General features: G+C 44.2%; 11 protein-coding genes and 1 pseudogene. 1 reads left to right on the top strand and 11 read right to left on the bottom strand.

Features of this window, described 5'->3' with window-relative positions:
- The 9 genes and pseudogenes from AC1DXC_RS26955 to AC1DXC_RS26915 all read right to left on the bottom strand — a co-directional run.
- Positions 1-417 (bottom strand): annotated as a pseudogene (locus AC1DXC_RS26955) (glycosyl hydrolase); the annotation flags it as partial.
- A gap of 67 nt (positions 418-484) precedes the next feature.
- Complete coding sequence (locus tag AC1DXC_RS26950; RefSeq protein ID WP_477462279.1) at positions 485-829, bottom strand: hypothetical protein; 345 nt, start codon at positions 827-829, stop codon at positions 485-487.
- 162 nt (positions 830-991) lie between these two features.
- Complete coding sequence (locus AC1DXC_RS26945; RefSeq protein ID WP_477462278.1) at positions 992-2,452, bottom strand: cellulase family glycosylhydrolase; 1,461 nt, start codon at positions 2,450-2,452, stop codon at positions 992-994.
- A 62-nt stretch (positions 2,453-2,514) separates the two neighbouring features.
- Positions 2,515-4,008 carry a glycan-binding surface protein gene (locus AC1DXC_RS26940; protein ID WP_477462277.1) on the bottom strand — a complete coding sequence of 498 codons (1,494 nt, stop codon included), beginning with the start codon at positions 4,006-4,008 and terminating at the stop codon, positions 2,515-2,517.
- A 24-nt stretch (positions 4,009-4,032) separates the two neighbouring features.
- Positions 4,033-5,625 (bottom strand): RagB/SusD family nutrient uptake outer membrane protein, encoded by a 1,593-nt coding sequence (locus AC1DXC_RS26935; RefSeq protein ID WP_477462276.1) that lies wholly within the window; start codon positions 5,623-5,625, stop codon positions 4,033-4,035.
- A gap of 31 nt (positions 5,626-5,656) precedes the next feature.
- Positions 5,657-8,848 carry a SusC/RagA family TonB-linked outer membrane protein gene (locus tag AC1DXC_RS26930; protein WP_477462275.1) on the bottom strand — a complete coding sequence of 1,064 codons (3,192 nt, stop codon included), beginning with the start codon at positions 8,846-8,848 and terminating at the stop codon, positions 5,657-5,659.
- Positions 8,849-9,420: 572 nt separating this feature from the next.
- Positions 9,421-13,620, bottom strand: a complete 4,200-nt coding sequence (locus AC1DXC_RS26925) for a hybrid sensor histidine kinase/response regulator transcription factor (protein WP_477462274.1) — start codon at positions 13,618-13,620, stop codon at positions 9,421-9,423.
- Between the two features lie 857 nt (positions 13,621-14,477).
- A complete protein-coding gene (locus tag AC1DXC_RS26920; RefSeq protein WP_477462273.1) occupies positions 14,478-16,037 on the bottom strand; it encodes a hypothetical protein in 1,560 nt (519 codons plus the stop codon).
- Positions 16,034-16,399: a hypothetical protein gene (locus AC1DXC_RS26915; protein WP_477462272.1), complete on the bottom strand. Its 366-nt coding sequence runs from the start codon at positions 16,397-16,399 to the stop codon at positions 16,034-16,036. The genes AC1DXC_RS26920 and AC1DXC_RS26915 overlap by 4 nt, the downstream gene beginning before the upstream one ends.
- A gap of 180 nt (positions 16,400-16,579) precedes the next feature.
- On the opposite strand from AC1DXC_RS26915, the gene AC1DXC_RS26910 reads away from it, so the two are divergent.
- Positions 16,580-16,819 carry a hypothetical protein gene (locus AC1DXC_RS26910; protein ID WP_477462280.1) on the top strand — a complete coding sequence of 80 codons (240 nt, stop codon included), beginning with the start codon at positions 16,580-16,582 and terminating at the stop codon, positions 16,817-16,819.
- A 673-nt stretch (positions 16,820-17,492) separates the two neighbouring features.
- Here the strand turns inward: AC1DXC_RS26910 and AC1DXC_RS26905 are convergent.
- Both AC1DXC_RS26905 and AC1DXC_RS26900 read right to left on the bottom strand, forming a co-directional pair.
- The gene (locus AC1DXC_RS26905; RefSeq protein WP_477462271.1) at positions 17,493-19,223 is read right to left on the bottom strand and encodes a GMC oxidoreductase; all 1,731 of its coding nucleotides are present in this window, start codon (positions 19,221-19,223) and stop codon (positions 17,493-17,495) included.
- 46 nt (positions 19,224-19,269) lie between these two features.
- A partial coding sequence (locus AC1DXC_RS26900) for a hypothetical protein (protein ID WP_477462270.1) occupies positions 19,270-19,624 on the bottom strand: 355 nt, incomplete at its 5' end.

The raw sequence follows: 19,624 nt of genomic DNA, 5'->3' as shown, positions 1-19,624 counted from the left end.
GCAGATATTGAATGCGGGCGAAAGCATTACAATCTTTTTACGGGCATTCGCTTCCTCGCCTAAAACTATGCCATACCTGTTGGCCATTACCGGGTTCCAGGTAGCGGCAATTGCCGAGCCATTTGGTAAAAATGTGGCGGAATCGGTTATCCAGTTGGCCGAAGCCCAATCAAAGCGCTTTATCTCTTCGCGTACACCCAACGGGCCATCATCGCAGGTTAGTTCCGGGATACCTAAACGCGGCACGCCTCCCGATGAAAACAACGCATTGCCGTGAAGCATCTCTATTTTTTCTTCCAGCGTCATTTTGCTGACGATGCTGTTGATCTGCGTTTTAAGCGCAACCTCGTTTTTGTTTTGCGCTGAAACTCCGCCGGCCATCAAAAATGCCATAAAACAGGCAATGGTACATTTCATAAAATATTATTTCTTTTCTCCTTGTAGGTGCTATTTATCTGTGGCCGTAATTTCAACAGGCCCTGCTTTAAGGCCGGCCAGGCGAGCCATTTTCTTCTTTTAAGTTTTCAACTTGTTGCGTGGACCTACCCATATCCACATAGCGTATTGTTGAAATCTTATTTTCAAGGTACCTCATCCCATAATGCTCTAAACATTTTTGAGTGAAGTTCTTAATAAGTACCAAGCCCTCGTTAAATATTTTTCTCGATTCAGGCGATATGATAGGGTTCCTGAAGAAAGCAGGGTGCTCCTTCAGCAAAATACCGATCGTCTCAAAATTCTCTATCAAAGCTTTAATTTCACTTTCATCTAATTCCGGCGCTTTTGAAATCATTTGATTTTCCATACTCTCTTTTTTAACCAGTATCATTTGCCGCGGCAATCGTCATGCGTTCAAACATATCCTTGTTAAAAATTCCGTAATCCATAAGGATCACGGAATTTTTTAAAGTTTAGCTCACCGGAAAACGGTACTGTGTAATTTGCTCACAGTACCGCTATTCCAGAAAAGGCTTTAATCTAACAATACTTTTTACCTATATCCCGCCTTAAGGGCATCATACATAGGCTGGTCCTTTACCACATTGTTTTTTCTGTCGAACATAAAACCTATCTCCCAATGGAATGGCATAATGCCATTGGCTCTCATAGTTTTGGTGGCAAAAGTTGTCCAGTAATCTACCGACTTGTTGTGCATAGCCAGATCCTTAGGAAGATAATTACTGTTGGTGGCGGCAGTCCTCCTCCAAACAGCATATTCACCCAGTATTACAGGGATACCTTTATCAACAAACTTCGCTTTCAACGGTTGGAGTTCAGCAGTGATCCCATCCTCTTCTCCAAAGGTGGCGTTACGGTCCGGCTCAATAGTAGAATGATTCCCGGCCCCCCAGTAATAAACCATTTTGCCCCAACTTGCATCTCCATCTGTTAGTATCGTAAATACTGAAGGCGTGTAGTCATGCACTTCTACCATCAACTTGTTAGGAATGTTGTCTGTTGGAAGCGTGGTCATCAAAGTAGCAGTTTTATTAGGGTCAGTCGTCGGCCCCTGCACCACCAGCACACGGTAACTGTTCCTGCCTCCGGTAGAGCGAACCGCCCTGATGAATGTTTCGTGATAACTATTAAGTATGGCCATCTCCGCGGCATTATTAGCTGAAGGTTCATTCAAGCCGGCAAAAATAAGGTGCTCATCAAAATCGCGCATGGTTGTAGCAATCTGCTCCCAAATAGCTTTTTGCATCGCATTAACAGAATCTTGCTTTATGGCATTGACAACGGGACTATCGTGAGAATTCAGTATCACATACATATCATTAGCCACACACCATCCAACCACTTGTTTCACCCGCGCAAGCCATGCAGGGTCAATTGTTGCTTTGCTCCGGTCGCTTAAATGAGTCCAAACCCAGTTACAAGGAAGCCGTACAGCAGTGAACCCTGATTGTTTCATAAACTTCACATACGACTCGGTCAACTTACTATTCTGCCAATCACCTTCGTTTGGGGATTCCATAGTATTGCCAAAATTTATTCCCATCCCCGTTTGCATTTTCGCCGCCAGTTGCACGGCATTACTGCTCATTCCGGTCATATCCGGCGCAATGGGCGATGTATTATAACTTTTGTATATGGTAGGTGCCTGGGAAACCTGCACCCTCCTGGCCTGGCCATTGGAAGCACTTAGGTATAAAGTACCAGAGCGGGTTGCTCCTGTACTATTTTCTGACAAGGTTGTTACATGGATAACCGTGCTGCCGCTGTTGCCTGATGTTGTGCTTAATTGCAGCCACGAATAAACAGGGTTGCTGATAGTCCAATCGCTACTAGAGGTAAAAGATAAATCTTGTGTTCCGCCTTCAGGCGTAAATGCGATAGCAGATTGGGTAACCGTTAGTTCCGGGGCTGCGTTTTTTGTCTTTTTACAGGAGAATAAAGATATAACTGTAATAACAGTTATCAATATTGTAAAACAATACTTAATTTTCATTTTGTCTTAATTTTAATAAGTTAAAAAAGCCCCACAGCGATATGCTACCGTGGGGCTGTAGGCTATTTGTTTTTCACACACCTAATATTGTCAATGGCGGCATAAAAACCAGTCGCAGTTGGCGACCCCCCGAAATTTTTAAGGGTCATATTATAACTATTCGCACCAGTAGGCCCTAATAAATCGCTTATGCGAGTAACTGATAAACCATCCCCTAATTCGTTAACTTTTGATCTGAACTCAGATAAAGGAATAGTTACAGTTTGCCAACCTTTCGTTTTAAAAGCTTTGGTAACATTTGAATTAGGAATTTTCCATGGCTCATAACGTGCAACGTAAGTGTCACCTGCAAATTCAGTTCTGATATAAAGCGTACCGCCATTCCATGGCTGAGCCACACTTATTTCAAATTGAAGGGCCCAGCTTGAAGGAGGATCTGTAATATTTGCCACAGGTACCCAGTGATTACCCGTATTAGAATTACCCAATGGGGCGTACTTACTGGCACCGCCAGCTAAAACAGGAGAATTAAAATACACATACTGACTATGATTTGTTCCCATCGAACCATTAAAAACGGCCATGTCATAAGTTAAATTAATATCTCCCCACCAGGAATAGCCAAAATTATCACCCCACTCAAAATCTGCTAAAAGACCTACTTTATCGCCATTTTGAGTATTTACTTTATAAGGAGTAGAAACCGTTCCATAACTGGTAACAATGGTCACTGGTCCACTAGCGTAGCTGTACTTACCTGGAGCCACAAACTTAACATAAGCGCCATGTGGGCCTTCTATGAAATTTGTAATAGTAGCACCGCCAAAAGAAATTGACTGAACCGTCTTAAGGTAAGCACCATAAACATAAACCGAATCACCAAGGTCGGCATTACAGTCGGAAATGCCTGCAATGATTGGCTTTGCATTTATGGTATCCAGGGCAATACCACCTTTAGTGGTTACCGTAATGAATTTGGTAGGCGTTAATGCCGGCATCAAAAAGCCAAGGGAGTCGCCATGAAGGCTCGATTTAAATTTGGGGATATTGGTGCCCCCATATACCAGGTGTTCAACCAATACTAAATTTGCACCAAAAAGATAAACCGAATCGCCCGGGTTGGCAAACACATCAGATATAGCATAAATAGTTGGCTTGGGTGGTCCTAATTTAAAGGCGAACGTTGTTGTGCCTGCTGGCGTAGCATATTCTACCGTATAAAGTTTAGTGGTATCAATTTTTCCAAACTCTATAGGAGGTATTTGCACCACGGCGCTGTTAGGCGCAAATAATGCGGAATTGAACGAGGCCGGTACCCCATCAAAATTTATTTTAGTTGCATTTTGTAAATTCTGCCCGGTTATTACCACCCATTGACCCTTTGCCACAGCACTATTCAAAACTGTGTCGTTTGGCGAGGCAACATAACTCTTGATGCTTGCAATAACAGGAGGGGCGCTGTTGGTTGCTGCATCTTTTTTACAAGCCGGCAGGAAAGCCACCAGCAGCAGGAGAAGCGGCAAATAACATAATTGTAAATATGATTTATTTTTCATAACAATATATTTAAGTTTTTTTGATTAATAATATGGTACCGGTGGTTGAGCCAATTTAGGGTCGCTGGTAATCTCCGATGAGGGGATCGGCAACGTAAATGAACCGATAGTTGCCGGAAGCGTAGATGGCGGGGCGATAGTATCCCTTGTGGCAATACGCGTTTTAGGGTCGTAAGTAAACGAGATCCGGCCATGCGTGGCATCCTGGTCATTCAGGAACTTCACCGCATTGCTCGGGTCGTAATAAGAATACCTAACCAGGTCTATCCAATATTGCCCTTCAAAAGCAAGCTCAACCCTTCTCTCCGTACGCATCGAAGCCGGGGTTATCGAAGTCACCATATCCACGCCTGCCCTTGCCCGCACTCTATTAAAATAAAGTAGGGCTTCACCATCGCCCGTGCTCGCATTATTGCCCAAAATAGCTTCGGCATATACCAAATACACATCAGCCAGCCTAAGGATCGCGTTGTGTTCGATGGATGTCCATTCATCCATTGTTGGCGCATTGTTGTCTTTTTCGTTGCCAATAATGTGTTTTTTCAGCCCGGTGCCTGTCGCTTTATAACCACCGGAGGCTTGAAGCAATTCGGGATAAATATCTCCGTTGAGCATAATAGTGGCTTTGCGCCTTACCGTATCCTTATCAGAATACATCCGGTATAGATCATACGTTGGCTGTATGGGTTGCCATCCGCCTTGTTTGTTGGGAAGGAGAGTGTTTGATGGCGAAAAATAAAGTTGTATGTTGTTGCCAGCTCCGTAACCTACGCCTGGCGCCCATTGAAGGGAAAACAATGATTCCTGGTTATCGTTGTATTGTGCCTTAAAAAGGTCGGCATAATTGGGGAGCAATGTCAACCCGCTATTTTTGCACACGTTGCCCGCATACTTTTTAGCACTGTCAAGCAAAGCCTGGTCGCGGCTGCCGCCGCTTTTGCCTACGCCTGCCATGGTCAAATATAATTTGCCCAGCATCCCCTGCGCCGACCAGGTAGTTACCCGGCCTTTTTCGTCTGTTTTGGGAAGATTATTTGCTGCATAAGTCAGGTCGTTGGCAGCGAATTTATAAACGTCTGTAATAATATTACGCGGAATCAGCGGATCTTTGATCAGCTTGCTGTTATCTTCTATAATGGGCACTGCGCCCCAATATACCGCCAAATGGTAATAAGCCACGGCACGAACAAATTTTGCTTCGCCTATGGCCGCATTTTTGTCTGCTGCAGAAATGGACGGATCCGCTTGTTTCTCTATGGCATTGATAACGCCATTGCATTGCCCTATAACATTGTACAAGCCAACCCAGCCATTTGTTACCAGGCCGTTTTGCGCGGTAATGGTGCGTGTAAAAAGCTGTACTATATCGTTGCTGTACCTAAAGCTGCCGGTGCCGCTCAATACGTCGCCAAGCGGTATCAAGGCGCCATTGTTCCATTGCCACCACTCCGAACCAGCGTACAGGCTTGCCGTAGCCAACCGTAGATCGGACCTGGTTTTGTAGAAATTAGTAGAACTTATCTGCGAATTGGACGGGCGGTCCAAAAAGCTCTTTTTACATCCCGCCACTGCTGCCGTGCATAGCAGGATGATGATGATTTTGTGAATTGATTTCATAAACATATATTTTTAATCGGTGATCGTTTTATTATTTCAAGGTTATGTTTGCACCAATGGTAAATACTCTTGGCTGCGGGTAATAACCGCCGTCCCAACCTGCCTGGAGCGGGTTCCACGAACCAACTTCAGGATCCATGCCTTTATATTTGGTAATGATAAATGCATTGGATACGTTGGCATATACCCTGACAGAATGCACAGATATTTTTGACAAAAGACTTTCTGATATCCGGTAACCTAAGGTGATGTTTTTGCACCGCAGGAATGAACCATCCTCGATCATCAAGCTGTTAGGGCGGTTATTGCTGTTGGTATTGTCATTTCTCACCCCTACAATCGTAGTATTTGGGTTGGTAACATATACATTGTCAACATCGGTTGCAGAGCCGGCAGGATTTACCAGGGCCAGTTGCGCATAGTTTAGTACCGATGTGAAAAAGACATAACTGTTTCCCGGACTGCTTTGCTGTATAGCCATTTGGTTAAACACCTTGTTGCCATAGCTGCCGCTGAAGAAAATATTCAGATCGAAGTTTTTGTAGTTGAATGTATTATTGATACCGTACTGGAATTTAGGGATCGGGGAGCCCAAAAATGTTTGGTCCTTCGAGTCGATAACGCCATCGCCATTCAAGTCTTTAAACATACGGTCGCCGTACCAGATACCACCGCCCGCTGCAGAAACAGGGTAAGGGTTACCGTTTGCATCGGCAGGCCGGGCATGGTTCTGAAAATCACCTGGCGTTGCAAATATCCCATCAAATACATAGCCGTAAAATTCGCCAATGGGCTGGCCCACCACTGTTTTTTCAATTATATCGTTAATTACGTACGATTTCTGGCTTAAGTTGGCCTGGTCTCCACCTGCACCTAAACTGGTTACTTTGTTAATATTCCGCGATATGGTAAAGCCGGTTTTCCAGGTGAAATTTTTAGAATTGATATTGGTGGTATTAATTTGGAGGTCGGCCCCTTTGTTGCTTAGCGAGCCCACATTGGCAAAAGGCGCTTGCATGGATCCCGGGCCCCAGCCCGCTACCGTACCGGAGTATGCCGGAAGCGGCACCTGCAGCAAAAGGCCGTGTGTTTCGCGGTCGTAAACGTCTAAGGAGAAACTTAGCCGCCCGTTTAAAAACGTCCCGTCAAGCCCGGCGCTGTAATAGTTTGTCTTTTCCCACTTCACGTCCGGGTTGGCCAAATTGTTCTGGAACTGTGCTGTGCCTGATAAGCCATTTGAAACCGTTGCAAGCTGGGTTACATAAGTATTGCCCGGTATGCCCTGGTTGTTGGTTAATCCATAACCAACCCTCAGCTTCAGTTCGTCTATCGATTTTACATCTCTTAAAAACGCCTCTTTATTAATTTTCCAGGCAAACCCGCCCGAATAGGTAGTAACCCAACGGCTGCCAGCCGGGAAATTGGAAGAACCATCGGCACGTATATTGCCGGTGAGCAGGTACTTATCGTCCCATGAGAAATTGGCGCGGCCGAAATAGGATTCCTGCGCGCCGCCGCCCGTAGGGTTCGATTGTGAATTATCGCCGTAGTTTGTGGCCGTGGAAGCGTCGCCGGCATTAATCGCCTGTACATTGTCTGAAGCAAAATTCCTTCGCCCGGCGCCAACATTTTCAAAAGTGCTCTCCTGCGCTTCGTGCCCTGCTAAAGCATTGAAATGAAGTTTTTTGAAATTATGGTTATAATTCAGGAAGTTGCGTATTACAATATAAAAATTCTGGCCGGCGGAAGAGGAACCTCTGTTAGGGCTGGGAGTGCCTTTGCCAAAAGAATAGACCGGCGAAAAATAGTCTGCTGTATTAAAATCGAAATTACCGGATACCTCGTTCCGCAGCGACAGGTCGTTAGTAAATTGTATTTCGGCATACAGGTTGCCAAATACCTGGTTCCTCCTTTTTTGGTCCTTGATAATTTTCGCCAATGCCACCGGGTTGGCAACAGGCGTTACCCAACCGTTAGGGTCGGTGACGCCACCCCAGGAGCCGTCAGAGTTGGCTACCGGAACATCGGGGGTAATGCTTAATGCGGTGCCGATTACACTACTGCCGGTTGCACTTACATTTTCATCAACGTGTGCCAATTGAAGGCTCGTACCTATTTTTAGCCAGTTAGTGGTTTTATTGTCCAGGTTCAATCGTACCGAGTACCTGGTAAAATCAGACCCTAGGGCTATCCCCTGCTGGTTAAAATACGAGGTCGACAGCAAATATTGGGTCCGGGCATCCCCGCCGCTTACCGTAATGGTGTGATTCATCATCGGAGCCTTCCGGAATAATTCCTTTTGCCAGTCAGTACCCAAGCCTAAATATTGAGGGTTGACAAATTGGGGCCTGGCATCAAAGCCCCAGGCAACGGCCCGTGCGTTAAGTATAGTAGCAAACTGTTGCAGGTTTACGGTAGGGAGCCGCTTCATTATTTCCTGGTAGCCCGAATAGACATCATAAGTTATCTGCGGTGCCCCCGATTTGCCCCTTTTTGTAGTAATAACAACCACGCCATTGGTTGCCTGCGAGCCGTATATGGCTGTTGCCGAAGCATCTTTCAATACGTCTATCGATTCAATTTCGTTGGGGTTGATGCTATTTAATGGGTTGGAGCCTTTCCCGGGATCACCAACCGGCGGGATAATAATACCATCTATAACGTACAGTGGGGAGTTAGAGCCGCTTATGGACGATACGCCACGTATTTGGATAGATACGCCGCCACCGGGCTGGCCCGATACTTGCTGCACCACAACGCCGGCAACCTTGCCCTGCAGGGCCTGGTCAAAGGTAGTGGGCTGGGTTTGGCGCAGGTCGTTCCCGGATATTGAACTTATCGCACCGGTAAGGTCCTTCCTTTTGGTGCGGGCATAACCGGTTACAACTACTTCATTTAAGTTGCTGGAGGTAGAACTTAGCTTAACATTTATTGTACCGGTTAGTTTAACGTTTATCTCCTGGCTGGAGAAACCTAAAAAGCTAAAAACGAGGATGTTTCCTGGTGCCGCCGAGATGGAATAGTTGCCGTCTACACCCGTTACGGATCCGATGGTTGTTCCTTTGATCCTAACGTTTACTCCCGGCATGGGCTCGCCACTCTCGGCACTTGTTACTTTTCCCGTGATATTTAAGGTTTGTGCATGGGCCGAAATAAAAAGGAACATACCCATAATAATTAATGAAATTCGGTATTTCACTCTCTTTTGTAAATTTTTATCCATCTTATAAAAGGATTTTAAGGTTTTTTAATTGGTTCATTGTTGGTTGGTTGGTTAGCGGTTAATTGGTTTTTCTTTCATTCATAATTTGTTTTTTTATCCTGTCTCCTTTGATAACCCAATACCCAAAAAACACCCGCCGGAAACCACTTTATCGTTAATTGCTTCACATGAAACAGCAGCCCGGACAATCAGTTAAAAAACTTCAGGTGCAGCCAAACGCATGCTTACTAATTCAAAAAAGTTAACTGTTGGTCCTATTGGTTAATTGGTGGAACATTGTTAAAAAGCAACATATTTTAAATACATTACTTTGAACTTATATTCTGGAGGATGAAACTATGATTGTTAAAAAGAAAGGAATAGCCGGTTTGATAACGAATATAGACGAGATGTTAACCAATATTTAATCGACTGAAAATAAATAAGTTACATATTTTTTTTAACTCTATTTCGAGTTTTCCTTTGTTTTTTTTTGAAATATTGACCTATGTAACAACAAAGAGGATCCTAATTGGCTGTTATAACGCAGCCAGAGGAGGAGGTGTTAAAAAATAAATCCGGAGAAAATTTAATTAACTATTCTTTTCATTCAGTTTTTGTTGGCGAATTGAACTGAGATACGTTGAGGGAAGTGTATTATATTCTTCCTTGAATAGTTTCGTAAAATATTTAGGCGTGTTGAAGCCAACTTCATAACAAATCTGGCTGATTGTCATTTGACTGTTCTCCAGCAAATACATCGCTTTTTTCAATCTTATTGATCGAACAAATTCTATAGGCGGCTTACCTGTAAGTATTAAAACTTTTTTATAAAGTGATACACGGCTCATGTTCATCTGCCGGCTTATTTCTTCTACCGAAAGGCTATCGTTAGAGATATTCATTTCTATATAATCGACTATTTTCCTTAATAGTTTTTCATCTTCATTTTGTAAAGGAGTTTCCTGCAATTGCACATCCATTTGCTTTTTATATGTACGTTTGTAGGTATCCCTCAAGGTTAGGATGTTTTTGATCTTCGAGAGAAGTATCTCAAAATTGAAAGGCTTTGTTATATAATCATTAGCGCCAATCTCAAGTCCCTTTATCTGTTCTTCGTCACCCGTTAAGGCGGTTAACAGCACAACAGGAATATGCGATGTACGTTTGTCGTTCTTTAGCTTTTTGCATAACTCAATTCCGGTCATCTCGGGCATGCTGATATCACTTACAATAAGATCCGGATGCTGGGACAGGGCCTTTTGCCAGCCTTCCCTCCCGTTTGAAGCTTCTACCAATAAAAATATGTCCTTTAAATTGTCCTTTAAATAAAAGCGGAAATCATCGTTATCCTCAACCAAGAGAACTACCTGCTTTTTATTTGATCGCAGCTGTTTAACGATACTTTTATCTTCAACATGAGTAATCTCGTTTACGATATCCTTATCAATGTCATCGTCTGATGGCGGGTCTATATCCCGACGGTAGATAACAAACGGTAGTTTAACGGTAAAACAACTGCCGCGATCGGGTTCACTCTCAACCGTTATTTCACCTCCGTGCATCTTTACAAACTCATACGTAATTGCGAGGCCGATGCCGCTGCCCTGGTTAATCATCGACTCCGGAACATCATGTTGAAAAAAACGCTCGAAAATTTTACCTTGTTTTTCATGCGGAATACCAATGCCGGTATCAATCACCTTAATCTCAAGCGGGGAATCAACAGTTTCGCTATCTACATTAAGCAAGACGCTTACCTGGCCGCCAGGCTGTGTAAATTTAAAGGCGTTTGATAGCAGGTTAAACAATATCCTTTCTATCTTATCATGGTCAAAATCAGTAAACAGCGAATCGACCGTGGTATCAAAAATAAAATTGATCTCTTTTTGTTCAGCAATATCAGTAAATGAAAGGTATATCTCGTTGATGAACTTCACAATATCCCCTGCCTTGCTATGTAGTTTCAACTCCTGAACTTCCATCTTCCTAAAATCAAGCAACTGGTTTACCATGTTCAACAATCGCCGGGCGTTTTTTCCTATCATGCCCAGCTGTTGTTTCTGTTCCTGATCAGCGCGGGTAAGCATTTTTTCGACCGGTGCCATGATCAGCGAAATCGGTGTTCTAAACTCGTGGCTTACGTTGGTCAAAAATTTAGTTTTCAATTGATCAAGATCCTGCATTCGCTTAATCTCCTGCCGCTCCTGTTCAATTATTAATTTTGCTTCCTGTTTTTCTTTCTCCGCTATAAATTTTTCTTTCTCTGCTATAAATTGCCTTCTTATTTTTTGTATCCCGCGTCGGCGTATAAAAAAGAGCGTCCCGGTTATCAGCAACAGGTAAATAACATAAGCTAAAGTAGATTTCCAGAACGGGGGCAATACCTTAATCTTTAATTTTATATAGCTGGGTTTCCATTTTCCCTCCTGACCAATTGCCCTTACCTTAAAGGTATAATCGCCTCCGTCGAGGTTGGTGTAGGTAGCTTTCCGGGTTGCATTGTCGGCAGTAAGCCACCCTTTATCGAAACCCTCCAGCATATACTGATGCGTTATTTTATTGGGGTTAAAGAAATTCAAGGCGGCAAATTCAATGGTAAACACATTCTCGCTGTGCTTCAGCGTTATCTCACTTGTAGCCGAAATTGCTTTAGTTAATACAACATGGCCGTCAACTTCTTCATTGGCTGCTATGGTTTTGTTGAATAACTGAAAACCGGTAAAAATCAATTCAGGCTCATCTATATTCGGATGTATACCCAATGGGTCGAAAATATTAAAGCCGTGCGAACCTCCAAATACCAATTCCCCTTTACTGGTTTTTAAAGCTGCATTTACAGAGAACTCCCTGCCTTGCAGGCCATCTGTTTCGTTAAAGTTTTCAAATTGAAACCTATAGGCGCCGTTGCCTGGTGCCAAAGTTATCCGGCTCAGCCCGTTTGATGTACTTACCCACATGGCTCTCCCTCTATCCTCTAATACCTTCGAAACCTGGTTGTCGGGCAACCCGTCCTTTTTCATCAGCGAGATGAAACGGTTTGTTTCGGGGTTCAATATGCTTAGTCCGTCCCTTGTCGCTATCCACATCAGGCCGCGGCTGTCCTGCGTGATACTATGGATGTCATCATTGATCAAACTGTTAGGGACGTTTTTCTTTTTATTATAATGGATAACGCCACGTCCGTTTTTTAATATTTTATCTACACCCGCATATCCTCCTACCCAGAGATTTCCTTTGGTATCCTCAAAGAGTGCGGATATATAAGGCGACTTGATAGCCGTTTGCTTAAAAGGAGCGAAAAATATTTTTTTTTCTCTTTCAAATATTTGCAACCCCGCCGCCGTGCCTATCCATAACCGGTTCGATGAATCTTCCAGGATACTCCACACCCGGTCATCGGCAATGCTGGTGGGCACCTTGTCATTATGTTTGTAATGGATAAATTTCCGTCCGTCAAAATGGTCCAGCCCGCCAAGATATGTACCTATCCAGAGTTGCTGGTTATGGTCGATACATAAACTGACAATAATATCACTGCTGAGGCTGTTGGGGTTTCCCGGGTCGTGTTTATACTGCGTAAACCTGCCTGTTTTGCGATCAAAATAACTTAAACCGCCACCATTGGTCCCAATCCATAAGTTACCCTTTTTATCTTCTGCAAATTTATTAACATCTTCAAACTTAATACTCCGGGGATCTGAGGCAAAATGCCTGTATAACGGGAACCTGATAATATTTTTATGATAATAACTTACCCCCTCTTTAAGCGTACTGCCCCACATAATACCCGTGTTGTCTTTATAAAGCCATACAGTGTTCTGTCCCAATGATGTTGCGTCATCTTCCCTGTTCAGTAAATAAGTAATTCTGCCGCTTTTTTTATCCAATACGTTTATTCCGCCATGATCAGTGGATATCCACATAAGGCCGTCGTCGGCCTGAATAATACTAATGATGATGTTGGATGCAAGCGGTGTCTCTGCCGATTCTTTTGTGATGTATCGGAACCGTCCCGTACGGGGGCTGTAATAATAAACGCCGGAATCCATATTCGGGTTAAACATCCAGAGATCGCCTTCACTGTCAATAGTTATCGAATAGTTCCTGCCCTTATTATTAGCAGCTTTTTTAAAAATATCGGTATGATACGTAATTGCATTGCGTTTTACATCAAATAGCTCTACTACACCGTCGTTATAAGCAAGCCATAAATTCCCGCTTGCGTCCTGCTCCATATCTGTAACAGAATTTGAATATAATGATGGGTTGGAATTACCGTGATGATAATAACGCGTGGCAGTTTTTTTCAGCTCATTATACCTGTAAAGGCCCGAATCAGGACACAAGAACCAAAAGTCGCCTTTGCCGTTGTGAAGTATTTTGGAAATGAACGGATACCCGGGAAGTTTGAAAGAATAGGCCACTGACGATACATCATTGTTAAACTGCTCCGTTTCTGGGTCATAAAAGGAATATCCGCTTGGGGTTGCTACCCATAATTTTTTGTCAGGCCCTTCATAAATATTAGTTATGTAATCCTCCCTTATGCTGTTTTTATTATTTACGTCATGCTTAAATACTTTAAAAGTATAACCGTCGTAACGGTTAAGTCCCGATGCTGTTCCGAACCACATGAAGCCTTTGGAATCTTTAAATATGCAATTAACCTGGTTGTGAGACAGTCCGTTGCCCGTATTGAGCCGTGAAAACTGATATTGGCTGTTTTGCGCAAAGTTGTTGGTGTAAGCAAAAAACAACACCGAAACGACAATACAAAGTTTTACACGCATTAAAAATTCAGTTGAGATCTTCGAAATCAGGAACCTGGCGCCAGAGCAAGCCGGTACACTAAGATAGTATAAAAGTAAGATGAATTCGTAACTAAAGCGACAAAAGTGGCAATTCCTTATCTAATTATCAGAATATAAACAACATACCTCTTAGCCCTATGATCGTTCTCAACCCACAACCTTATCGAGATAGCAAGCATGATAGCGCGGCAATTCCAATCCAAAAATTGTCCTTTATATAAGTGCAACTGATGTTGGTGACATAGAAAATTGAAAATGTATTTTCAGGGCCTGGCCGGCAACAATACAAAGCCAACGGAAATCTCACTATCAATCCTGTGGTGCCTCAATACTTGAGCAAGGAGTTAAAAGTTGCCCGGCTCTTCATACAAATATATCTCGTTACTGGCACTCCCTAAATTCCGATAGTTCGGTACGAATCGGTATCACATTGATGAATACCTGATCTGCAGAAGTAATTGCTGTACCCTGGGTGGATAAATTGCAGCTGCGCCAACGGAATTTTAAAGCCCTTGTAAACTATAATTTCATAACCCACCCCTTTGGTTCTCGCTTATTGATTTGACGAAAGTTTCTATGACGTATTTTATCAAACCAGCTTTACTGTTCTAACAATTTATGTTGCTGTTTAGAACAGTAAAGCCAGTTACACTTCATTCATCTGCAACTTAGAAACTCAAGGTTTTTTGATAATTAGTAAAAAGCGGTCACCGTAGCTTGCGCTTACAGCTTTGTCGATGCTAAACTCATAACTGGGTTGCTTACTCAAATTCTTTACTTTACCCGTGTACCCATCTTTAAGTAAAACCTGGGTACCTGAGGGAAGCCCGCTGATCTCAGGCAGTTAGCGTATACGTACCGCTTTCCACCGCATCAGCGAACAATTTTACAACAGTCATATTGCGGCCGGCAGGGAGGCAGTTTATATCTAATGGCACATGGTCGCCGGAGTAGCTTGAAAGCATAGTAGTAATGCCAGGCATCCCTCCAAGGTCGTAAGTATCTTCGCTATTCACATATTGCTTACTCGCTCCCACTTTAAAACGGATCAGTATTTCGTCCTGATTTTCCTCATCTTTAATCAACTTCAGCCGAATCAATTGCGGGGCGGCAACTGGGGTAGCCACCCTGCCTGCAAAGCTCAACGTACGTAGCCGTGGTGCCGCTACGATAATAGGCGATTGTTCCACAGCCTTAGCATTTTCAGTAAACCGAAGGCTCGCTGCATAAGGGTTACCGGAAGCGCTCACCGAAACCTGAAAACCTTGCCCCGCGGCTATAATATTGGAAGCAACACCCGTACCATAATAAACTTGGCTGGGATCATGTGTAGCATCTGCCTGGTAGCTGTTATACTGGTGCGTAATCGGGTTCATTACCGAGATGCTTCCCGTAAGGTTCGGTCCGTAAATGGCTTTAGTGCTATCCGATGAGCTCCATTTATCCCAGTTGATTGGCGATGGGTACGGGTTCCCGGTTAAGTTAACCCCCCTGGGGTTACTGAATCCGGCGACGGTATAGGATAAATAATTATTTTGCCGGAACCATACGCGGACCTGCACATTGCCCTGGTTAACAACACCTGTGTTAGGCAGCACAACGCTTTCGGGTATATTATAAGGCGCGGTGGTTTTTGTTCCGGCCGTGGTGTTATTATTAAGGATCCGGTTCCCAATGAAATAAAAAAGCACCCCATTGGCAATTGGCACCTTTGTGAGCGTATCGGATACACTTCCTGTAGAGAATCTTTGCAGCGTGCTAATGTCATTGGGGTCGGTGTTATTGATCTTAAAGACAGGAGAATTATTACCGCAGGTAAAATTTACGTTGCAACTTGCTTTGTCTTCCCGGTAGATATACATCGTTGGGTTGCCTAAGCCTACCGCAGTAAATCCGTTAGTTGCCCCCAGTTGCCCGCCAGTAAAGCAACTTTTTAGGTCAGTTGTGCCGTTTATGTAGTTGAGGCTAAAATATCGTTCGCTAGTTACATTTCCGGAGTGGTTGACAGAAGGTGACAACAGGATATACCCTCTCCTGTTCCCGCCTGCCACAGTGCCGCCCTTGATGAATTGCTCAACAGTAACCAGGCCGGTAATGCTGGATGAAGCCGGGATAGCGGTTATGGCTGCTGCACCAGTACTATCTGCCCGAAGCGTTAATTTACCCGCCGGCAGTACATCAACGACAGCGGTATCCATTACCGTCATTTTACCGCCCTGCCCGACGGCGAACAGCCCGCCCTGTATGGTTTTTGTCCCCGGTTTACTAAATATAACGTTTCCGAAAACCGTACCGTTCGCTGTACTATCCATCAGTTGCTGCGCGCTGCCCGAAAACTGGAACCTTCCGCTGCCTTCATTGAATTGCCCGGAATTAAAAAACGATGAGCCATTCACGATGGTTGTGCTGCCAAGGTTAATGCCCCCCTGTTGTCAAAGCTACCGTTCACGGTTGTAGTAACGTTATTGGACAGCAAATCAAGCGTGGTGCCGCTAAGGATAGACAGGTCTCCGTCCACATTCAGGGCATTGCTGCCCGAAGCGGCTCCAACTATTTTGGTTCCGGTTCCTTTTATAACAAGCGATTGGTAGGTATAGGGCACATGGTCAATTTGCGTGGCGGTACTGGCGTAAACCATTTGGCCGCTGCCGGTATATTGCACAATCGCTTTTCCTGTGCCGCTGGTATAATTGTAAAAATCAATTTTCGCATAAACAGGATTTTTGACCTTGAACAAGCTATCTTTTTGGATTTTCAAAACTGCGTCGGTGTTGGATGAGATATTGATAACAAATTTGGAAAGCGGTCAAAGGCCGTTGGCAAGACTGATTGTTCACCCAACTGTTCCACATTAGATACCGATAGCACTAGGCGCGCAATTAAGTTTTGATATGACTGCGACTTGAGTGCCGCTTAGAGGTGGTTCACCTTGTTTCTCATGAATGGAATTGAATTTCGCAGTATGGCTATTCCCAAAGCAACTAGTCGCCCGTTAGCCACCAGACTTTCACCACCAAACCAACGGACTAGCGTAAAACCAGATTTACAGGAAGTCTTAAACAAAAGAGCTGCCATCGAGCCGATGATCGGTCATTTAAAAGCAGTACCCCCTAGTCGTAACTATTACAAAGGGATTAAAGGCGATAATATTAATGTGATGTTGCAGCCAGAGCAATGAACATCAAGAGAGGATGATGAATATCGGAAAGATAATATTTTGGCACTTTTTCCTCGGATTGGATAGCTTCTTAAAGAAACTGATAGCCGGTCTACAAAAATATGCCTATTATCTCCTTTAAGATTCGCCTATTCATACTTGATTTGTCGCGAATTTTTGCGAGATTTATAAAATAAGCATCAGCGATTATTGAATGATTTCATAGGTGACCTATTCGGGTGACCTGCGAAAAAGTCAAGTATATAAAGTGTTGATTTGTAAGGAATAAATTATTGAAATTTGTTCCCTCCCTCTCCGCCAGTTTATATATCAAACGATTCAAAAACGCCTTAAATGATGCATTTAAGGCTTTTTTTATTTCAGGGAACCTCCAAATCATTCAGTAAATCGCATTCTTTTGGTGACCTTTTTCGCACTGTATCATATCAATGCAATTGGGCTGGCCCGTAAACAAAGAACAATTAAGGTTACAAAAAACCTACCTGCCCTAATCATGTTCGAATCGTAACGATCAAACTCTCAATTTTCGAAAACTATACTAGTTACTTTTCTTAAAAACACATTTCAGCCACTAAACTTTTTTTTCTATTTATATACAAAATCTTTAAGAGCTATACGTTATGTTCAATTGCGATTGCAAGCTTAAATTTGTTAGCCTTTAAAGTTCTTCCTGTTAAATATTCCCTTTCTTTAGCTCCTCCACAGCAAATGAAGCGGCACGAGCGGTAAGGGCCATGTAAGTAAGCGAAGGGTTTTGGCAGGCACTGGAGGTCATGCAGGCCCCATCGGTTACAAAAACGTTCAATGCATCCCATACCTGGTTGTGGCCGTTTAATACCGAGGTTTTAGGGTCGCGGCCCATCCGGGCAGTTCCCATTTCATGTATGCCCTGGCCTATTGCGTAGTTATCATCCCAGGTGGTAACATTCTTAACGCCGGCAGCATCGTACATGGCCACTATTTCTTTTACAATATCTTTGCGCATTTTTAATTCATTTTCCTTCAACCCCGCATCCATCGCCAAAACGGGCAGCCCCCATTTATCCTTAACCGTTTTGTCCAGCGACATCTTGTTGTCGTGGTATGGCAATATCTCTCCAAAACCTGTAGCACCGATATGCCATGCCCCCGGTTCTGAAAGCGCATCCTTAAATCCACCACCAATATTCATCTCAGCCACGTTGCGGCTCCAACCTTCGCGGCTGGCACTCCCCTGAAAACCGTAGCCGCGCAGAAAATCTCGTTTATCGCCATTAATGTTGGCAAACCGGGGTATGTAAAAGCCGTTGGCCCGGCGGCCGAAGTAGTATTTATCTTCATACCCTTCAATGGTTCCCTGGGCACCAAGCATGTAATGGTGATCCATAATATTGTGGCCAAGTTCGCCGCTGCTGCTGCCCAAACCTTCAGACCATACATCGGTGGCCGAGTTCATCAGCACCCAGGCACTATTGAGGCTGGATGCATTGAGAAATATAATACGCGAATTAAACACGTAGGTTTTGTTGGTTTCGGCATCCAATACCTCCACGCCGGTTGCTTTCTTCGTATTCTTATCGTATAGTATTTGGGTAACAATAGAAAAGGGGCGCACCGTTAAATTCCCTGTGGCCATTGCAGCAGGAAGCGTTGATGATTGTGTACTGAAATAGGCGCCAAAAGGACAGCCTTCCCAGCAACGGTTGCGGTACTGGCAATTGGTGCGGCCCGGAAGTGGTTCTGTAATATTTGCTACGCGACCGATGAACATATGGCGCTGCTCTTTGTAAAAACTTTTTATTCGTGAGGCTACGTCCTTTTCCACGCAATTGAGTTCCATCGGTGGCATAAAATGACCGTCGGGCAGATGCGCCAGCCCTTCCTTTGAGCCACTGACGCCAATAAATTTCTCAACATGATCGTACCAGGGTGCCATGTCTGCGTAACGTATGGGCCAATCTACCGCGATGCCATCTTTTGCGTTGGCCTCAAAATCAAGATCGCTTAGCCGGTAACTTTGCCGCCCCCACAAGGTTGACCGGCCACCTAACTGGTAAGAGCGCCACCAGGTAAATGGCTTTTTTTCAACATATGGACTATCTTTTTCATTCACCCAGGAATCCATAAGTGGTTCTTGTGCGGCGGTACCGTACATGGCCCAGGGGCGGGATATTACAGGGTTATCCGTTTTTTGCTTTAGCGTTGGCTGGCCGCGGTGTTTAAACTCCCAGGGGGCTTTGTTTGCCGTAACGTAATCCTTAATGTGTTCGTAGTTCCTACCGCGCTCTAACATCAGCACTTTCAAGCCTTTTTCTGTTAATTCCTTAGCTGCCCATCCTCCGCTAATACCCGAACCAATAACGATAGCATCATACGTATTTTGCCCGGTTGCTTTGTTGTTTATGTTCGCTGCTTCTATTGCCATAATATATTGTGTATTGAGAATATCCTTAGTGCTAAAACTTTATTTCTTATAATTTGGTATGGATGCCCGGCTTCTGTATGCTAAGGAACGCCGGTTTCTCATTATTTTTGGCGAACACGAACAGGTTTTTGTTGCCGGCGCGGATCTGCATGATATCGCGTACGGCGCCTTTTACCAGTACGCCGCTCTGCTGTGGCGCCACGGCCCGGAAACTACCTCTGCCATCGCCCTTCAACAGCAGCCCGTAGCTGGCATCGTAGATGCCTGCCTCCGGCTTGGATTCATAAAAGTTGCCCCCCAGCAGAATATCCGCCTTCCCGTCGCCGTCAAGGTCTTTTACCACCAGCCCGAACACCGTGGAGAACTGCGCCTCTACCGGCAAAGCCTGTAGCCGGAACCTG

The sequence above is a fragment of the Mucilaginibacter sp. P2_D11 genome (genome assembly GCF_056404435.1).
The sequence above is the reverse complement of the archived record's forward strand: the minus strand, read 5'-3'. Positions and strand labels throughout refer to the sequence as shown.